The organism is Terrimonas pollutisoli, from assembly GCF_029360765.1.
GTDB lineage: Bacteria > Bacteroidota > Bacteroidia > Chitinophagales > Chitinophagaceae > Terrimonas_B > Terrimonas_B pollutisoli.
Genome location: NZ_JARKNA010000014.1, coordinates 66,097 through 82,123 on the forward strand (window position 1 = coordinate 66,097; position 16,027 = coordinate 82,123).

The 16,027-nt window shown below is 40.3% G+C and carries 15 protein-coding genes; 11 read left to right on the top strand and 4 right to left on the bottom strand.

The window, feature by feature from the left end:
- The first annotated feature begins 94 nt into the window (after nucleotides 1-94).
- On the top strand, nucleotides 95-1,720 hold the full coding sequence (locus P2W73_RS19085; protein ID WP_276503692.1) for an ABC-F family ATP-binding cassette domain-containing protein: 1,626 nt from the start codon (nucleotides 95-97) through the stop codon (nucleotides 1,718-1,720).
- A gap of 221 nt (nucleotides 1,721-1,941) precedes the next feature.
- Here P2W73_RS19085 and P2W73_RS19090 read toward each other — a convergent pair whose 3' ends face one another.
- Entirely contained in the window at nucleotides 1,942-2,901 is a 960-nt protein-coding gene (locus P2W73_RS19090) for an SMI1/KNR4 family protein (RefSeq protein WP_276503693.1), read from the bottom strand.
- 222 nt (nucleotides 2,902-3,123) lie between these two features.
- Complete coding sequence (locus P2W73_RS19095; RefSeq protein ID WP_276503694.1) at nucleotides 3,124-4,449, bottom strand: OmpA family protein; 1,326 nt, start codon at nucleotides 4,447-4,449, stop codon at nucleotides 3,124-3,126.
- A gap of 449 nt (nucleotides 4,450-4,898) precedes the next feature.
- Here P2W73_RS19095 and P2W73_RS19100 point away from each other — a divergent pair, with 449 nt between their 5' ends.
- The 3 genes from P2W73_RS19100 (at nucleotide 4,899) to P2W73_RS19110 (ending at nucleotide 8,044) form a co-directional block, all read left to right on the top strand.
- Nucleotides 4,899-5,984, top strand: coding sequence for an aromatic ring-hydroxylating oxygenase subunit alpha (locus tag P2W73_RS19100; protein ID WP_276503695.1), 1,086 nt, complete (start codon nucleotides 4,899-4,901; stop codon nucleotides 5,982-5,984).
- A 217-nt stretch (nucleotides 5,985-6,201) separates the two neighbouring features.
- On the top strand, nucleotides 6,202-7,629 hold the full coding sequence (locus P2W73_RS19105) for an APC family permease (protein ID WP_276503696.1): 1,428 nt from the start codon (nucleotides 6,202-6,204) through the stop codon (nucleotides 7,627-7,629).
- Nucleotides 7,630-7,684: 55 nt separating this feature from the next.
- Nucleotides 7,685-8,044: a hypothetical protein gene (locus P2W73_RS19110; RefSeq protein ID WP_276503697.1), complete on the top strand. Its 360-nt coding sequence runs from the start codon at nucleotides 7,685-7,687 to the stop codon at nucleotides 8,042-8,044.
- A 90-nt stretch (nucleotides 8,045-8,134) separates the two neighbouring features.
- Here P2W73_RS19110 and P2W73_RS19115 read toward each other — a convergent pair whose 3' ends face one another.
- Nucleotides 8,135-9,580 (bottom strand): aminotransferase-like domain-containing protein, encoded by a 1,446-nt coding sequence (locus P2W73_RS19115; RefSeq protein ID WP_276503698.1) that lies wholly within the window; start codon nucleotides 9,578-9,580, stop codon nucleotides 8,135-8,137.
- A gap of 175 nt (nucleotides 9,581-9,755) precedes the next feature.
- Between P2W73_RS19115 and P2W73_RS19120 the strand changes: the two genes are divergently transcribed.
- From P2W73_RS19120 to P2W73_RS19150, 7 genes are all read left to right on the top strand, one after another.
- On the top strand, nucleotides 9,756-10,652 hold the full coding sequence (locus P2W73_RS19120) for a DMT family transporter (protein WP_276503699.1): 897 nt from the start codon (nucleotides 9,756-9,758) through the stop codon (nucleotides 10,650-10,652).
- On the top strand, nucleotides 10,649-11,164 hold the full coding sequence (locus P2W73_RS19125; RefSeq protein ID WP_276503700.1) for a GNAT family N-acetyltransferase: 516 nt from the start codon (nucleotides 10,649-10,651) through the stop codon (nucleotides 11,162-11,164). The genes P2W73_RS19120 and P2W73_RS19125 overlap by 4 nt, the downstream gene beginning before the upstream one ends.
- A gap of 82 nt (nucleotides 11,165-11,246) precedes the next feature.
- Nucleotides 11,247-11,942: an aspartate/glutamate racemase family protein gene (locus tag P2W73_RS19130; RefSeq protein WP_276503701.1), complete on the top strand. Its 696-nt coding sequence runs from the start codon at nucleotides 11,247-11,249 to the stop codon at nucleotides 11,940-11,942.
- A 128-nt stretch (nucleotides 11,943-12,070) separates the two neighbouring features.
- Entirely contained in the window at nucleotides 12,071-12,613 is a 543-nt protein-coding gene (locus P2W73_RS19135) for a GNAT family N-acetyltransferase (RefSeq protein ID WP_276503702.1), read from the top strand.
- 17 nt (nucleotides 12,614-12,630) lie between these two features.
- Nucleotides 12,631-13,695 (top strand): branched-chain amino acid aminotransferase, encoded by a 1,065-nt coding sequence (locus P2W73_RS19140; protein ID WP_276503703.1) that lies wholly within the window; start codon nucleotides 12,631-12,633, stop codon nucleotides 13,693-13,695.
- A gap of 269 nt (nucleotides 13,696-13,964) precedes the next feature.
- On the top strand, nucleotides 13,965-14,660 hold the full coding sequence (locus P2W73_RS19145; protein WP_276503704.1) for an outer membrane beta-barrel protein: 696 nt from the start codon (nucleotides 13,965-13,967) through the stop codon (nucleotides 14,658-14,660).
- 118 nt (nucleotides 14,661-14,778) lie between these two features.
- The gene (locus P2W73_RS19150; protein WP_276503705.1) at nucleotides 14,779-15,180 is read left to right on the top strand and encodes a hypothetical protein; all 402 of its coding nucleotides are present in this window, start codon (nucleotides 14,779-14,781) and stop codon (nucleotides 15,178-15,180) included.
- A gap of 34 nt (nucleotides 15,181-15,214) precedes the next feature.
- Here the strand turns inward: P2W73_RS19150 and P2W73_RS19155 are convergent, their stop codons facing one another.
- A complete protein-coding gene (locus P2W73_RS19155; protein ID WP_276503706.1) occupies nucleotides 15,215-15,916 on the bottom strand; it encodes a VIT1/CCC1 transporter family protein in 702 nt (233 codons plus the stop codon).
- Between the last annotated feature and the right edge of the window lie 111 nt (nucleotides 15,917-16,027).

Consider the following 16,027-nt stretch of genomic DNA (forward strand, 5'->3'; position numbering starts at 1 on the left):
AACCGGAAACAGGGAACGGTTTTTTATATTATTTTCAACTGGCTGCCCCCTCAAGTTTCCTTACCTTTGCGCCTCCAAAAATCAGTGGTAAAATATGATAAGCGTAAAAGACCTGAAACTGGCCTACGGCAAAAGAGTGTTGTTTGAAGAAGTAAATCTCAATTTCACAAAAGGGAATTGTTATGGTGTAATTGGCGCCAATGGTGCTGGCAAAAGTACTTTTCTCAAAATATTAAGCGGCGAAATAGAGCCAAACAAAGGAACCGTTAGTATTACACCCGGCGAGCGGATGGCGATACTTAAACAAAACCAGTTTGAGTTCGACGAGCATACGGTGTTGAATACGGTGATGATGGGGCATGCGAAATTGTGGAAAGTAGCAAAAGAAAGGGAAAGCATTTATGCTTTGGCCGATTTTACAGAAGAGGATGGCATGAGAGCAGGAGAGCTGGAAGCCGAGTTTGGTGAAATGGGCGGTTATACGGCAGAAAGCGATGCCGCCATGTTATTGGGTGAGTTGGGTGTAGAGGAAGAATTTCATGGTATGTTGATGAAGGACATTCCCTCTACATTAAAAGTGCGGGTATTATTGGCCCAGGCACTTTTTGGAAATCCTGATATTCTGTTGCTGGATGAGCCTACCAACGGTTTGGATATTGAAACCATCAGCTGGCTCGAGAATTTTTTGGCAGACTATGAAAACATCGTGCTGGTGGTGAGCCACGACCGTCACTTCCTGGATGCTGTTTGTACTCACGTAGCGGATGTTGACCGGCAGAAAATAAAAATCTTCACGGGTAACTATACATTCTGGTATGAGTCATCACAACTGATGGCACGCCAGATCAATGATAAGAATAAAAAGGTTGAAGAAAAACGCCAGGCCCTCATCGACTTTATTGCCCGCTTTAGCGCCAATGCATCCAAAAGCAAGCAAGCTACCAGCCGGAAGAAAGCCCTTGAAAAATTATCGATTGAAGAAATTGAACCAAGCTATAGAAAATATCCCGGTATCATTTTCCAGCAATTAAGAGAAGTAGGTAACCAGATATTAAATACTGAAAAGCTCACCAAATCGATTGACGGCCGGGTTCTTTTTAAAGATGTAACCTTTAATGTAAACAAAGGAGATAAGATCGCCTTGCTGAGCCGTGATCCGCTTGCTGTTACCAATTTCTTTGATATCATCACTGGTGAAACAACTGCCGATAGTGGTTCTTATGCGTGGGGCAGCACGGTGACACATGCTTACCTGCCACAGGAAAACAGTGAGTTTTTCAAAGGCGAGCTAAACCTGATGGACTGGCTTCGTCAATATGTTCCGGATCATGTGAAAGATGTTGACGAACCGTTTTTGCGTGGCTTTTTGGGTAAGATGTTGTTTAGTGGGGATGATGTACTGAAGAAAACAAATGTATTGAGTGGGGGTGAGAAAGTTCGTTGCATGCTTAGCCGGATGATGTTGCAAAGTCCCAATGTGATTTTATTGGATCAACCCACTAACCACCTCGACCTCGAAAGCATTCAAAGCTTCAACGAACAGTCTACCGACTATAAGGGAATTGTTTTGTTGACCAGCCATGACCATACATTTATGCAAACTGTTGCCAATCGTGTTATTGAAATAACACCCAAAGGTATCATCGACCGATTGATGACATTTGACGAATACCTGGCCGATGAAAGAGTAAAGACGCTGAAGGAAGAGATGTACAAATAGGGGAGTGGTGGGTGAGTGAAAAGAGAAAAGGTAAAAGTGAAATTTTTAAATCCTGCTTCGGTGAAGCGGGATTTTTTATAAAGTTATACTCTGTCAACGGCTGCGCATTGGCGATGTGGTGGCATTCATTGCTCGTCCAACCCGGAACCGAAGCTGATTAGCGATTTGTCGCTGATTGTTCTTGAGTCGCCCCGCTAAACTCAATGCAATGTAAGCAGCAGTTAATCCTTTTTTTTTGCGATTTCTTTTTCTATCATGTCAACTAAGTTGTCATACATGCCGCCATCTTTTTTTGTCGCCAAAATATCAGCAAAAGAATTTGATTTCGACAATTCATTTGCTTTTGTCGCATATTCTAATGCTTTGTATAAGTCCTTTATTAGCCCCAGTCCAAAGAAATAGCACGCAGCCCGATTAGAATATGCTTTGTGACTGTTTAAATTGATTGCCGCTTGATTATATTCAAGAGCCTTTGATAAGTCAGCAGGAATAGGTCCAAAACCTTTAAAATATATGTCACTTAGTTTATTTAATGCCCATACTTTATGCGACTGTTCATTACAATCTGCCAATTTTTCAAGTCCTTGGATGATTTCACTTGTAAGCTCTATTTTTCCATAGTCTATCAAATCATCTAAATGGCTGCGGAGCTTATAATCATCATCAAAAAAGTCATTGCTTATATCGGAATCTTCTATGTCATCAGATACCGATTTATATTCCTTATTTGGTGTCTTTTTGTAATCCTTCCACTCAACGACATTATCATTATCGTCAATCTTTAAATAGAACTCATCATTCCAGAAATAATCTTCCGGACCTTGTTCAATTAAATCATTCCAATTATCAGCAAATGTTTTTATTTCAGCTGTTTCATGCATTATAACAAAAACTTTCGGCAAGAAACTCATGTTATCATTGTCTCTAAGCATTACTAAGTAGTCCCCTATGCCATTTGTTGCAAATACAAGACCTTTTCTGCTCCACTCATTTTCAAAGTCAATAGAATGTGTATAAATGAAATTGTCGTCAATATCTTCTGGATTATCATTTACCGTCCCAAATAACCACTCTTCCTGTCCAAACTGAACTTCAGGCTTGTCGAGGTTTGCGATGAAATCAAATAAATACTTAGGAATATTATAGCCTAATTTTTCTTCTGTCTGCAAAAGTTTTATCATGGTCGATTGTAATTGTCCTTACGTAAATTTATGTTACATGCTCTACGATTAAAAATAGCAAATATTAATAATCAGCAAAACAGTATCATACATTTTGTACTTGCCTGCCGGCAGGCAGGTTGTTTATAGCGCCAATACAAATTGACCGGCAGTAACCGATCCATTAAATAAAAAGGTTGTCTCATCATTGAGACAACCTTGTATCGAAAGTTTAATGGTAAACTATTTTGACGCCACTTTCAGATCAACCCGCCTGTTTTGCGCTTTACATTCTGGTGTATCATTCGCAGCACATACCGGATGTTCGGGACCATAGCCAATGGCTTCTGTAATTTGTTTGGCGCCGGCTCCCATGCTGATCAATTCTTTCATTACTGCCTTTGCTCTTGCATCCGATATTTTTTTATTGACAGCCGCATCGCCAACATTATCGGTGTACCCGCCAATTTTAATAGAACCGGAAGGAAAGTTTTTGAGAATGATTGCTACGTTCTTCACCTGGGTTTGCGAAGCAGCGGTCAGTACTGATTTACCGCTTTCAAAATAAACCCGGTCAAAGCTGACCCAATTCTTTGTTTTATCAACCGTATCAACCGTCCATGCTGCATTGCTCAACATATTAAACAATTTGGCTTCCGTACTATTATCTCCGACTTTTAATATGGTTCCATCAGCCAGCTTCAATTCTATCTCCTGCCCGGTATCGTAAACATAGTTGCCTGTAACGGTGTCAAGCGTGCCACCGGATGTTTTTGCAAGGTCGGGATCTGAAACAGGTGGGACCGGTGATAAAGTGGTGTGTGCTGTATCATCAGTAGCAGTGGAAGTGCCCTCATTCGTACAACCTCTTTTGCTGAAAAACCAGATCAAAACTGCTACCACAACTACCAGGATGAATGGCCCCCGCCACTGACTGACCGATGAAGTAGCGGTTTTGAATTCACCCCCGGCATGTGCCGTAGCAGAAGGAATCGCATGGGTAACTTTGCCACCAATATCATCCAGGCTGGCGATGCCCAACGCCCCGGTAAGGTTTAGCCCGGAGGGAACAGCACTTAGGATATCATTTTTTTGACTTTGTAAAAAAGTATTCAAACCTGATTCACTCAGGTTGTTTTCTGTCGCATATTGACCAACCGGGGCTAAAGCCGCTGGAACGGCCATACTCAGCACAGTATTGGCCGATGAAGACTTGATTCCGGCAAAGCCTGCGATAGCATTGATAATATTATTTAGCTTATCTCCAAAAAGCGACCGAAGCCATCCCATCACTGTTGCTCTGACGCTGTCGGCAGTTGGAACGCTGCTATCAAATAACCCGGACAGGTTGCTTAGAATACCGCTTCCCGCCGCAGTTTTTGCAAGATCCAGGATTTCACCCTCACTTGTTGAAGAAGATTTATTCAACATGCCCGCCAATACGGAAGGTATAGCGCCGCCAATTGCTTTTTGGATACTGCTTTCGCTTTCGCCAAGTGAGTTAGCGGCTTTAGCGACCAGGTCACCCGGCAACAGGTTCTTTGCTGCGTCTGCTAAATCAAGTGCCATGTTCAGTGTTTTACGTGATGAATGAAACGGGGAAGGTGAACAGCAGGATAACTTGTTCCTTTAAGTTATGGCATTTGAATGATACTTTGATCATTTATCTTAATAACTTTTACTATCGCTGCTGCCAGCTAATATTTATTTCTTAACAATATTGTAAGTGAAAGTTCTTATTTCTACCTTAGTCTCCGCAAGCAAAAAAATAGTTCTTTTCCTTTCTGGGATCCATCTCCTTCCTTTACCTGTTAATCCTACCGGGAAAGACTAGTATCCGGGCCGTAGGTATGTAGCGCTGCTTATGATCGCTATATTCGGGTTGAAACCAGAAAACAAATAGTTTGGCTCTTCCTTTATCGGGGGAGCTTTTTTATTATATCAAGTTGGAGCCTCCATCTATCAGTCCCCCGGTATTTTCAGCAACACTTTCTTATCTTCCAAATAAATTGACTGCTATGAGTAAATTTTTTGTTGATGCAGATATTTCACAAGCCCATACCATTTCCACTGAAGTATACAAATCGACGCAGTTTTTTGAAATGGCAAAGGAAAAGATATTCGCCGCATCCTGGCAGTTAGCTGGTGATACAGATATGATAAAAACGAATGGCGCCTGCTATCCTTTTACTTTGCTGGAAAAGTTTATCAGCGAGCCTTTGCTGCTCACCCGCGATGAGAAAGGAGGACTGCATTGCCTGTCTAATGTATGTACACACCGGGGCAACCTACTCGTGTACGAATCCTGCCGGTTATCTAACCTGCGATGCAGGTACCATGGCCGGCTCTTTCATTTGGATGGGCAGTTTAAATCAATGCCGGAGTTTAAAGAAGTAAAAAATTTTCCTTCACCGGATGATGATCTGACCAGGCTTCCTTTATTTCAATGGGGAAAATTATTATTCACTTCGTTAAATCAGCGATATGACCCGACAGTTTTTTTTAAAGATATGATGCAAAGGGTTGCGTGGTTGCCTTTAGATGAGTTTCAGCATCGGCCTGATCTTTCCAAAGATTATTATATCAATGCCAATTGGGCCTTGTATTGTGAAAACTATTTGGAAGGGTTTCATATTCCTTTTGTACATGCCGGTTTGAATGCGGCGATTGATTTTACGGATTATTCAACCGAATTGTTTTATCCTTTTTCCAGTTTGCAGATCGGCATCAGTAAGACGGGTGAAAATTGTTTCGATCTGCCTTCCTCATCACCTGACTATGGAAAAAAAGTAGCTGCTTATTATTTCTGGGTATTTCCCAATATGATGTTCAATTTTTACCCATGGGGTTTATCTATTAATATCGTGCAACCGCTGGCAGTTGATAAAACAAAAGTCTCTTTTCGTATTTATGTTTGGAAAGAAGAGTTGCGAAGCACAGGCGCCGGAGGTGAGTTAGATAAAGTGGAAATGGAAGATGAAGAAATTGTGCAACAGGTGCAAAAAGGAGTTCAGTCCAGGTTTTATAAGCACGGAAGATATTCGGTTACAAGAGAAAGAGGAACACATCATTTTCATGAACTGCTGGCTCAATTCCTTCAATGATAAGAAAACGCCACGAATGACACGAATCGCACAAATTTTTAAAACATTTATCTGTGTACATCTGCGTTTATCTGTGGCCAGCTAAAAAGAATAGCGTTATTAGCCACAGATAAACACAGATTAACTCAGATTTTTAAAAGCCACAAATGACACGAAGTATAAAAATTGTTAAGTATTCTGTGTACATCTGCGTTTATCTGTGGCTCAAAAAATCAGGATGAATCAACAAAACTCACTGCAAAAAAAGATTGGCTTTTGGTCAGCAACATCTATTGTCGTTGGCAGCATCATTGGTTCGGGTGTATTTATGAAGCCTGCTACGATGGCTGCGCAATTAGGTTCTCCTGTTTGGCTGACGCTGGTTTGGATAATCGCAGGCCTGTTTTCTTTATTTGGTGCACTAATCTTTGCAGAACTGGGCGCCATGATGCCGGAAACGGGTGGCATCTATACCTACTTTCGCCGCATGTTCGGTGAGTTCTTTGCTTTTTTATATGGCTGGGCTGCATTTGCTGTTATTAATACAGCGGCAGTGGCAGCTATATCATTTGTATGTGCACAGTATGCCGATTATTTTTTGCAACTGCCCAGGTTTGACATAACAACTGAGCAAGCCTTTGTATGGCATATCCCTTTTATCGGCGACCTGTATCCTTTGCAAAACTTTGGTGTCAAATCGTTGGCTGTAGCGATAGTGATCATGCTCTCGGCACTAAATTACCGGAGTGTAAAAGCAGGAAGTTCTTTTCAATTAATTTCTACTATTGTAAAAATGGGTGTGATCGGTGCATTGATCGCAGGGATACTTTTTTCAGGCAAAGGATCTTTTCAAAATTTCTTCCAGGCAGAAAACCCCAAAGAGGGGATGAGTTTGCTTAGCGGTATCGTTGTTGCTATGACCGGCGCTTTTATGGCTTATGATGGATGGATCAATGTTACATTTATCGCAGGTGAAATAAAACAGCCGCAAAAAAATATACCAGGAAGCCTGATAGTAGGTGTGTTTGCCTGTATTATTATTTATGTGTTAGTAAACCAGGCTTATTTATATGTATTGCCGGTTGAAAAATTAGCCAGTTCTTCTCTCGTGGCATCAGATGCCATATCCATTGCATTAGGAAATACAAGCGGAGCCATTGTTGCGGCTATGATTGTTATCTGTACATTAGGTTCTGTCAATGGAAATGTCATGGCTAACTGTCGTGTCACTTATGCAATGGGAAAAGATAGGGTATTCTTGCCCTGGGCGGGGAAGACACATACACGGTACCATACACCGGGTAATGCTGTATGGCTGCATGCAGTCTGGACATCTGCCTTTATCATCACCGGGTCTTTTGATATGCTGGCCGATATGTTTGTATTCATCACCTGGATCGCTTATTTATTTGGTGCAATAGGCATTTTCCTCTTTCGCAAAAGAATGCCTGATCAGCCAAGACCTTACAAAATTTGGGGCTACCCGGTGGTACCCATCCTGTTTATTGCATTTTCTTCTTTTTATGTAGTGATGACCATCTGGAATGATGTGACCAATTATTTAAACGACCGGCAGCCCGTTATTAATTCTGTATTGGGATTGGTGATAACGGCAGTTGGGGTTCCTTTGTATTTTTATTTTAAGAGGAAGAGTGGGGGAAATTGAATGTTGGTTAAATTGCCCAAGGATAAGACCTTGGAAAAATCAATGAATATTTTTTATGAAGATTAAAAATATATTGATAGTGTTGTTTGTGATAGTCTGTGTAATCTCAATATTTGGAGTAATTTTTAAAAAGGAGCATAAGGTTATATTAATAAAAGATATTGCTTCAATATCTTTTAACGATTCAATAATATACGTTCGATACTACAAAGATGACTATGGCCCAGGAATAGAAACAAGAGTGAAAAATTTTGATACCTCATTTTGCTTTAGCGGAATAAATCATAAACTAAATCTTTTGTATTTTGACTATGCTAAAAAAGGGGATGTTATTCTAAAAGAAAAAAACTCCGATAGTTTTTATATTAAGCGAAATGATACTATCCTTGGTTTTATATTATTTAAGTGTCAGTAGAAGAATTACACTGCCCAAGCTATACGAAGCGTCTTCGCTTCGTATAGCCATTATGTGGCTTCCAGCCACGTACGTAAAGACGGAAAATACTTACATCATTTTCTGTATCAATTTTCCCAACATCATCAACCCGTAATCGGCATCATCATCCCAGGGTTTACCAAAACTGATACGGATACAGTTGCTATAATTACAACTGGCCGAAAATATCTTTCCCGGCATTATGGATATATGATGCTTCATCGCTTCTGTCCTCAACTTAAAGCCATTCACTTTTTTATTTAATTGCACCCACAATACAAATCCGCCATGTGGCCGGGATACTTTTGTATCCTCAGGAAAATATTCAATGATGGCCTGCATATACCGAAGGCATTGGGTGTATAAGGCTTTACGCAAATTTTTTAAATGATATTCATAGCGGCCATTCTGCAGAAAATGCGCCATAGCGGCCTGTGTAAGAGTGGGAGAGCTGATATTGTGTATTCTTTTTATTTGCTTTACCTGTTCTAAAAATTTTCCAGGAATGGTCCAGCCAACACGATAACCTGGCGCCAGTGACTTGGTCAATGAAGAGCAATGCATCACCATTCCCTTGGTATCATAATACTTGCAGGTACGTGGCCGGTTTTTCCCAAAATATAATTCACCGTAAATATCATCTTCTATCAATGGGATATTATGCTTTGTAATGATCTCAACCAGTTTCTTTTTGTTCTCATCGGGCATGCACCCGCCTAATGGGTTATTAAAATTGGGTATCACTACGCAAGCCTTGATCGGGAATTTTTTAATCACTTCCTGCAAACAATCCAGGTCGAGCCCGCTAACAAAACAAGAAGATATTTCCACTACTTTCAACCCCATGTTTTCAATAGCCTGGAAAATGCCGAAATAATTGGGTGATTCCACAGCTACGGTATCTCCCGGTTTGGTAACAGCCTTTAAACAGATCGTGATAGCTTCAAGACAACCGGTAGTAACCAATACTTCATCAGGTTTTATCTTTCCACCCCAGTTAAAAGCCAGCTTGGTTATTTGCTTACGCAATTCAATATTGCCCTGTGTATGTTCATAGCTGATGCAGTGATCCTTACTGTTGCGCAAGGCATGCATTACCGATTTATTGATTTTGGCGGCAGGTAATAAGGAAACATCGGGAACAGCCATTGCGAGATTGATTACTTTGTCATTGTGTGAAGCAATATCAGAGTAGATCGAAGAGATCATTTCCTTTACACTCACATCATGTGATAAAACATCAGGCTGTATGATCTTTGGCAAATCAGGAAATCGCCGTTGGTTGAAACGAACATAGTATCCTGATTTAGGTCTTGATTCAATCAATCCCTTTCCTTCCAAATGATAATAAGCCTGGAAAGCCGTGCCCATACTGATGCCGTACTCTTCACTCAGTAAACGAACCGAAGGGAGTTTGTCACCGATCTTCAACACATCATCAGTGATCATTTTTTCAAGACCCGTTGCTACCTGCATGTACAGGTGGTCATCGGTAGTAAAGTTTGCTTTGCCCATAATGTTAAAAAATCTGATCTAGTCAAAAATACAAAAACTGAATCTGTTTTTTACTAAATAATCGGCCAAAATTTGTACAGGATTTTAAAGGGGCCATTTAAAATCGCAAAAAGCGGGTTGTCGCAGGCAGTTGCAATAAACAATTTTACAGAATTAATAATTAGAGGGACTAAAGATGAAAAGGGAACTACATAAAGCATATTTCGCATTGGGATTGGTAAGTTTTTTTTGGGGTACTACCTATATCGCATCAAAGATAGGAGCTGAGAATATGCCCGGTCTATTTGTATCAGGCCTGCGACAGTTTATGTCCGGGCTTATACTGGTTGCTTACTTTTTAATACGGGGGTATCAATTGCCGGGTTGGGATGTATTGAAGAAAATCTCCGTGCAAAGCATATTCATGCTCTGTCTTGCGAATGGCTTACTCACCTGGTCGTTAGAATATATCAGCGGGGGATTGGCTGCTATCATTGCTGCCCTGGTTCCTTTATTTATTGCTTTATTCACAGTATGGCTTTCTAAATGTGCAAAGATCACCCGGTGGATGGTCGTTGGGTTGGTGGTAGGGTTTGCAGGTGTGTTTACCATCTTTTATGATTACCTGGCACAATTGCAAAGCAAAACATTTGTGTTTGGTGTGATACTGGCCCTGCTTTCCACTTTATCATGGTCGTTCGGCACGGTATATACATCCAAACAAAAGCCACCAATTGATATTTTATTCAATGTGGGTTTGCAGATGCTGATAGCAGGAATAGTAGTGTTGATGGTTTGTGGCATCACCGGTAAATATATCAGCCTTGCAGATGTGAACCGGGATTCATGGCTGGCGCTGATCTACCTCGTTGTATTCGGTTCGTTGGTAGCCTATTCTGCCTATGTGTTTGTTATAGGTAAGTTACCCCCCACCCAGGTATCAATATATGCCTACATTAATCCTATAGTAGCAGTGGTGATAGGCTGGCTGCTGCTGTCAGAAAAAATGAATGCCAATATGATCATAGGTACACTAATCACTTTAGGCGGCGTTTATTTGGTTAACCGTGAATTCAAAAAAGTAAAACAATGAGTGAAATTAAAATTGTGGATTACCGACCTGAACACCAACCGTATTTCGAAGCCTTTAACCGTGTGTGGATAGAAGAATTGTTTGAAATGGAACCGGTTGATGAGTGGGTGCTGACCAATCCAGAAGAAGCAATTCTAAACGATGGCGGCGCTATATTAATGGCGGAGTATAACGGGACAATTGCCGGAACGGTGGGTCTTCGAAAAGTAGACAGTAACGTTTACGAGTTTACAAAAATGGCTGTCGATAAAAATTATCGTCGGTTGGGTATCGCAGAAGCTATCAGCTATGCAAGTTTTAAAAAGGCAAAAGAATTGGGTGCAAAGAAAGTGATACTCTATTCTAATACAAAAAATGCCGGGGCTATTAAATTATATGAGAAGATAGGTTTTCAGCATGTGGATGTGGAGCAAGGAGTTTATAAAAGAGCCAATGTAAAAATGCTAATAGCTATAAACGATGCGCTGGATGCAGTAAAGAAATATGATGAACTGATTTCAATTCTAAAATAATAACGTTTAAGGTTGAAAGGGGCCGAAGTTTCAGAAATAATAAAGGTGACGACAGCCTTAGACATCGAATAAATTAAAAGAGATGAAAAAAATGAAAAAAATTGGACTTGTTGGAGGAATAAGTTGGGTATCAACGATGGACTATTACAAATTTATAAATGAAGGAATCAATGAAAAACTAGGTGGGCTAAATTTTGCAGAATGTATAATTTACTCATTGAATTTTGGCGATATTCAAGAGAAAAGTTGGGAAAATTCTTTTGACTTGCTTCTCAATGCTTGTGGAAGTTTAAAAAGAAGTGGAGCGGATGCTATAATCCTCTGTGCCAATACTGCCCATCTATTCGCAGACAAAGTTCAGGAAAAAATAGAATTACCTATAATTCATATTGGAACAGAAACTGCAATTGTAGTAAAAAAAAGAGGGTTAAAAAAAGTGGGACTATTGGGAACAAAGTTTACAATGGAAATGGAATTTTACATAAAAAAACTTGAAGAAAATGGTTTAGAAGTTTTAATACCAGATAAACAAGAAACACGAGATTATATTCAACATACTGTAAAAGAAGAATTGGGCAGAGGAGTAATTAAGGCAGAAACAAAGGAAAATTACATTTCTATTGTAAAAGATTTAGTTGGACGTGGAGCAGAAGGAATAATATTAGGATGTACTGAAATTCCAATGTTGATTGGCCAGGCAGATTTTTCAATACCACTATTTGATACAACAAAAATTCATTCACAGGCAGTAGTTGAATATGTACTTTCAAAAAATTGAAACAGACGAAAAAGAACAAAAGGCTGCCGTTTATATGAGTATTTGCAACAGCAGCACAGGACATTAGAGCAATCGGCACAACATCTAAAAAACTTTTCCAAAGAATAAACTTTAAAACTAACTCAACTATGGCCATAAAAATTAATCAGGCTGATGTTTCGCATACGGCGATCATCGCCACGATCGGTAAAAAATCTTTCCGCAATGCATTTGAACATTTATTTAAAAGCAAAGAAGAATTATTTGAATACCTGGAACACACATACGACCCGTTGAAGCTCAGTAAAAGTTTGCGAAAGGAGAATAATATATACCTGCTCGCTTTCGCAGATGAAAGGCCGGTCGGTTTTGCTAAAGTAAAAAAGCATTCACTCAACGACCAGATCGAATCAGGTGCACAAATGGAATTGCAAAAGATCTATGTGCTTCCCGAATGGCATGGCCATGGGATTGGAACTTCCCTGTTAAAAGAAGTTAGAAATATAGCCAGGGAAATTTATCCTGACTATCTCTGGCTTGATACACATGTGAGTAATGAAAGTGCTATCCGATTGTATGAGACTAATGGCTATAAAAAAATGGGGACTTATTCTTTTACCATTGGCACACAAACTTTCGATTATTACCTGATGGGACTGCCTGTCGCATTTAAAGTAACTACTGCTTGTTAAACCTTAAATCAACAAATATGGAATTGTTAACTGAGATCGTTGCCCGTGAGACAACTCATTCAAAGATCAATGAAGTGGATTTCGATAATCTTGAATTTGGAAAATATATATCGGACCACATGCTGGTATGTGATTACGACGAAGGCCAATGGCAACAGCCAATGATTGTTCCTTTTTCAAATCTGTCACTGAGTCCTGCGACATTAGCGTTACACTACGGACAAACAGTTTTTGAAGGCATGAAGGCTTTTCGCATGGCTGATGGGCGAATTAATATTTTCCGGGTCGATAAACACTACGATCGGTTTGTAAAATCATTGGAAAGAATGTGTATGGCTGTTCCTCCAAAAGAAATATTTGTTGAAGGATTAGCTAAATTGCTGGAAATAGATAATGCCTGGGTTCCCTCTCAAAAAGGCGCTTCGCTGTATCTACGTCCCTTTATGTATGCCAGCGAAGCAAAATTTGGAATTAAAATTTCAGATCAATACAGGTTCATCGTGTTTTCCGGTCCGGTTCCCGAGTTATATGCAAAATCAATTCGGGTAAAAGTCGAAACTGATTATTGCAGGGCTGCAAAAGGAGGAACGGGTTTTGTGAAATGTGGTGGTAACTACGGCGGTGCTTTGTATCCTACTCAATTGGCAAAACAGCAAGGTTATGATCAGCTTCTATGGACAGATGCCAGCGAAAATAAATTTATCGAAGAATCGGGGATGATGAATGTAATGTTTGTGATCAATAATACTTTGGTGACAGCTCCATTGTCTGATTCTATATTGGATGGTGTAACCAGAGATTCTTTATTGACCCTGGCAAATGATATTGGATGTTCAGTGGAAGAACGACCAATCAGTGTTGAAGAACTCGAGCAAGCTTTCCGCAACAACTCCATCACCGAAGCATTTGGAGCCGGCACGGCTGCCGTAGTAGCACCCATCCAAACGATTCATATTAATGGGATAGACTTTCAGTTGCCGTCGTATACCAATGAAAGTATTTTAAACAAACTCAAACAAAAATTAGAAAGAATAAGAACGGGGGTTGAGGAGGATATTCATAAATGGAATTATACACTGTGATTTTTTAATCAGCCCATGATCCGGGGATTGACTTTAGGGTCAATCCCCTTTTAATTTTTCTTATTTAAAAAACTAATATGAATGCGGATTAGTTTCCCCTGACTATTGCCTTTTCCTCACATTTTTTTTAGCATAGTTAAACCCCCGGTTTATCTTTGGGTCTTAAGATGCATTAACGCCAGCCAATTGCTTTAATTCCAGGGCGATCGATAAAGCTGGCAGCATCTTTGTCCTATGGACAACATATTTTAAACTGTACAATCATGAAAATGAAAAAAATTATTGTTTGTGCCACTTTGTCATCAGTAGCTTTTCTTAGTTCTTATGCTCAAAACTCTTCGGCTATTCTCAGGGGAGGTGTTAATCTCGCTAATGTGTCCGTGACCGACAACGGCGGAATTGATGATGCCAAAATGTTAACCAGTTTCCAGGTAGGAATTTTGGGAGATATTAACCTGACTTCTTTCCTGGCTTTGCAACCCGGGCTTACTTTTACAGGAAAAGGAACAAAAACGCAACGCGGTAAGGAAGGTGATGCTGGTTATTTCCGTGCCACTTCTAATCCATATTATGTGGAAGTCCCGGTAAATCTAGTTTTCAAAACTCCTACTGGTCAAAGTAATTTTTTTATTGGTGCTGGCCCCTATATTGCGATGGGCATTGCGGGAAAAAATAAAATTGATGGAAGAACATTACTTGGTGCCACTTACCATAGTGAAAGAAATATAGAGTGGTCAAACGATGATCCTACTACATTAAATGAAGAAGAGGGATCTGGTTTTGGCATCATGAAAAGATTTGACTATGGTCTGAATGGTACTGTTGGTATCGAGGCTTCCAAAATGGTGATCTCGGCTAACTACGGTCTTGGTCTTGCCAAATTGCAATCGGGTAGTGGTGGTTCTGGTGATGACAATAATAACAAGCACCGGGTGTTAAGTTTTACTCTTGGATTTAGATTATAAGCAGTCAACAGTTTGTTTAGTTTAAAGCAATGATCTCCCCAGGTCATTGCTTTTTTGTTGCCCGCCAGGCTCCGCCATTCAACTAATACCTATCTTGCGGCCTTTAAAACAAATATGTATGCGTTGGATGAAATGGGTAGGAGCCGGTGCCGCCCTGCTTTTGATCATTGCCTGTTTTTTTACATGGATAGTTGTTCCTTCAAAAAATATCGTGGTAAGCGGAGTGGATGCAACGGGTACCAGCTTTGGCAAGCCTGGTTATTTTCACTTGCTCTTCTCCTTCTTTTTTCTTCTTTTTTCTTTTATTCCGAAGATTTGGGCCAAGCGAACCAATTTGTTGGTAACTGCACTAAACCTTGCCTGGGCCATGAGAAACTATTTCATCATTTCAGCTTGTCGTGGTGGTGAGTGTCCCGAAAAACACGTTGCTTTTTACCTGGTAATAGTGGCCTCCATCATTATACTGGTAGCAGCTCTCTTCCCGGATATTAAAATACCAGCAGAAAAAAATAAGGTGTAAATTTTTTGCCTGCAAAAGGTCCAGGGACCAGGTGTCAGGCTTCAAATAATTTTGCCACACCAAATGCTGCGCTTGCGGCCAGTGCGCCAATTAAAGTAACTCTTAATGCTCCCCACCAGGGATTAACCCCCGTGATCCTGCTTTTAAAATAACCGAAAATAAAAAGACAAAGCAGTGTGAGGATTACCGAAATCTCTAATGCCTGCAAAGGAGTGTCGCTAAAAAAATAAGGGCTTAATGGAACGAGTCCGCCTACGGCATAGGAAAGGCCAATATTTAACGCAGATTTGGTGGCCCGTTTCGGATCAGGTTTGTCAAGGCCCAGTTCATATTTCATCATGAAGTCCACCCACTGTTTTTTATCCCTGGCGATTTCTTCGGTGGCTTTTGCCTGCATTTCCTCGCTGAGCCCGATATTGGCAAAAAAGGTTTTTACTTCCTCCTTTTCTTTCTCGGGTACTACATCCACTTCTTCGTATTCTCTTTTTAATTCTGTTTGGTAATGATCAATCTCTGTTTTACCGGCAAGATAACCGCCTAACCCCATGGCAATCGATCCGGCTGCGATCTCTGCAATGCCAGCAATTACGATAATAGAATTGGAAGCAACTGCGCCACTAAGACCTGCCGCCAATGCAAAAGGGACCGTAAGGCCATCGCTCATTCCAATGACAACATCCGTGAGAAATTTACTGCTGCTTAAATGCTTTTCCTCGTGGTGAAGGTGGGTATCCATAGTGAGAGTTGCCAGTTATCGATTACATGTTACCGGTAACTGACTCTTGGTTAATTCTTAAAATTGAAAATTTTTCTTTTGCTCGCAACAGGAAACCGGCAATCGGCAACT

Excerpts from the sequence above, each read along its gene's own strand:
- P2W73_RS19155 (WP_276503706.1), bottom strand. The coding sequence starts at position 15,916 with ATGGATACCCACCTTCACCACGAGGAAAAGCATTTAAGCAGCAGTAAA.
- P2W73_RS19140 (WP_276503703.1), top strand. The coding sequence starts at position 12,631 with ATGGAATTGTTAACTGAGATCGTTGCCCGTGAGACAACTCATTCAAAG.
- P2W73_RS19100 (WP_276503695.1), top strand. The coding sequence starts at position 4,899 with ATGAGTAAATTTTTTGTTGATGCAGATATTTCACAAGCCCATACCATT.
- P2W73_RS19125 (WP_276503700.1), top strand. The coding sequence starts at position 10,649 with ATGAGTGAAATTAAAATTGTGGATTACCGACCTGAACACCAACCGTAT.
- P2W73_RS19135 (WP_276503702.1), top strand. The coding sequence starts at position 12,071 with ATGGCCATAAAAATTAATCAGGCTGATGTTTCGCATACGGCGATCATC.
- P2W73_RS19145 (WP_276503704.1), top strand. The coding sequence starts at position 13,965 with ATGAAAAAAATTATTGTTTGTGCCACTTTGTCATCAGTAGCTTTTCTT.
- P2W73_RS19095 (WP_276503694.1), bottom strand. The coding sequence starts at position 4,449 with ATGGCACTTGATTTAGCAGACGCAGCAAAGAACCTGTTGCCGGGTGAC.
- P2W73_RS19085 (WP_276503692.1), top strand. The coding sequence starts at position 95 with ATGATAAGCGTAAAAGACCTGAAACTGGCCTACGGCAAAAGAGTGTTG.
- P2W73_RS19110 (WP_276503697.1), top strand. The coding sequence starts at position 7,685 with ATGAAGATTAAAAATATATTGATAGTGTTGTTTGTGATAGTCTGTGTA.
- P2W73_RS19130 (WP_276503701.1), top strand. The coding sequence starts at position 11,247 with ATGAAAAAAATGAAAAAAATTGGACTTGTTGGAGGAATAAGTTGGGTA.
- P2W73_RS19090 (WP_276503693.1), bottom strand. The coding sequence starts at position 2,901 with ATGATAAAACTTTTGCAGACAGAAGAAAAATTAGGCTATAATATTCCT.
- P2W73_RS19115 (WP_276503698.1), bottom strand. The coding sequence starts at position 9,580 with ATGGGCAAAGCAAACTTTACTACCGATGACCACCTGTACATGCAGGTA.
- P2W73_RS19105 (WP_276503696.1), top strand. The coding sequence starts at position 6,202 with ATGAATCAACAAAACTCACTGCAAAAAAAGATTGGCTTTTGGTCAGCA.
- P2W73_RS19150 (WP_276503705.1), top strand. The coding sequence starts at position 14,779 with ATGCGTTGGATGAAATGGGTAGGAGCCGGTGCCGCCCTGCTTTTGATC.
- P2W73_RS19120 (WP_276503699.1), top strand. The coding sequence starts at position 9,756 with ATGAAAAGGGAACTACATAAAGCATATTTCGCATTGGGATTGGTAAGT.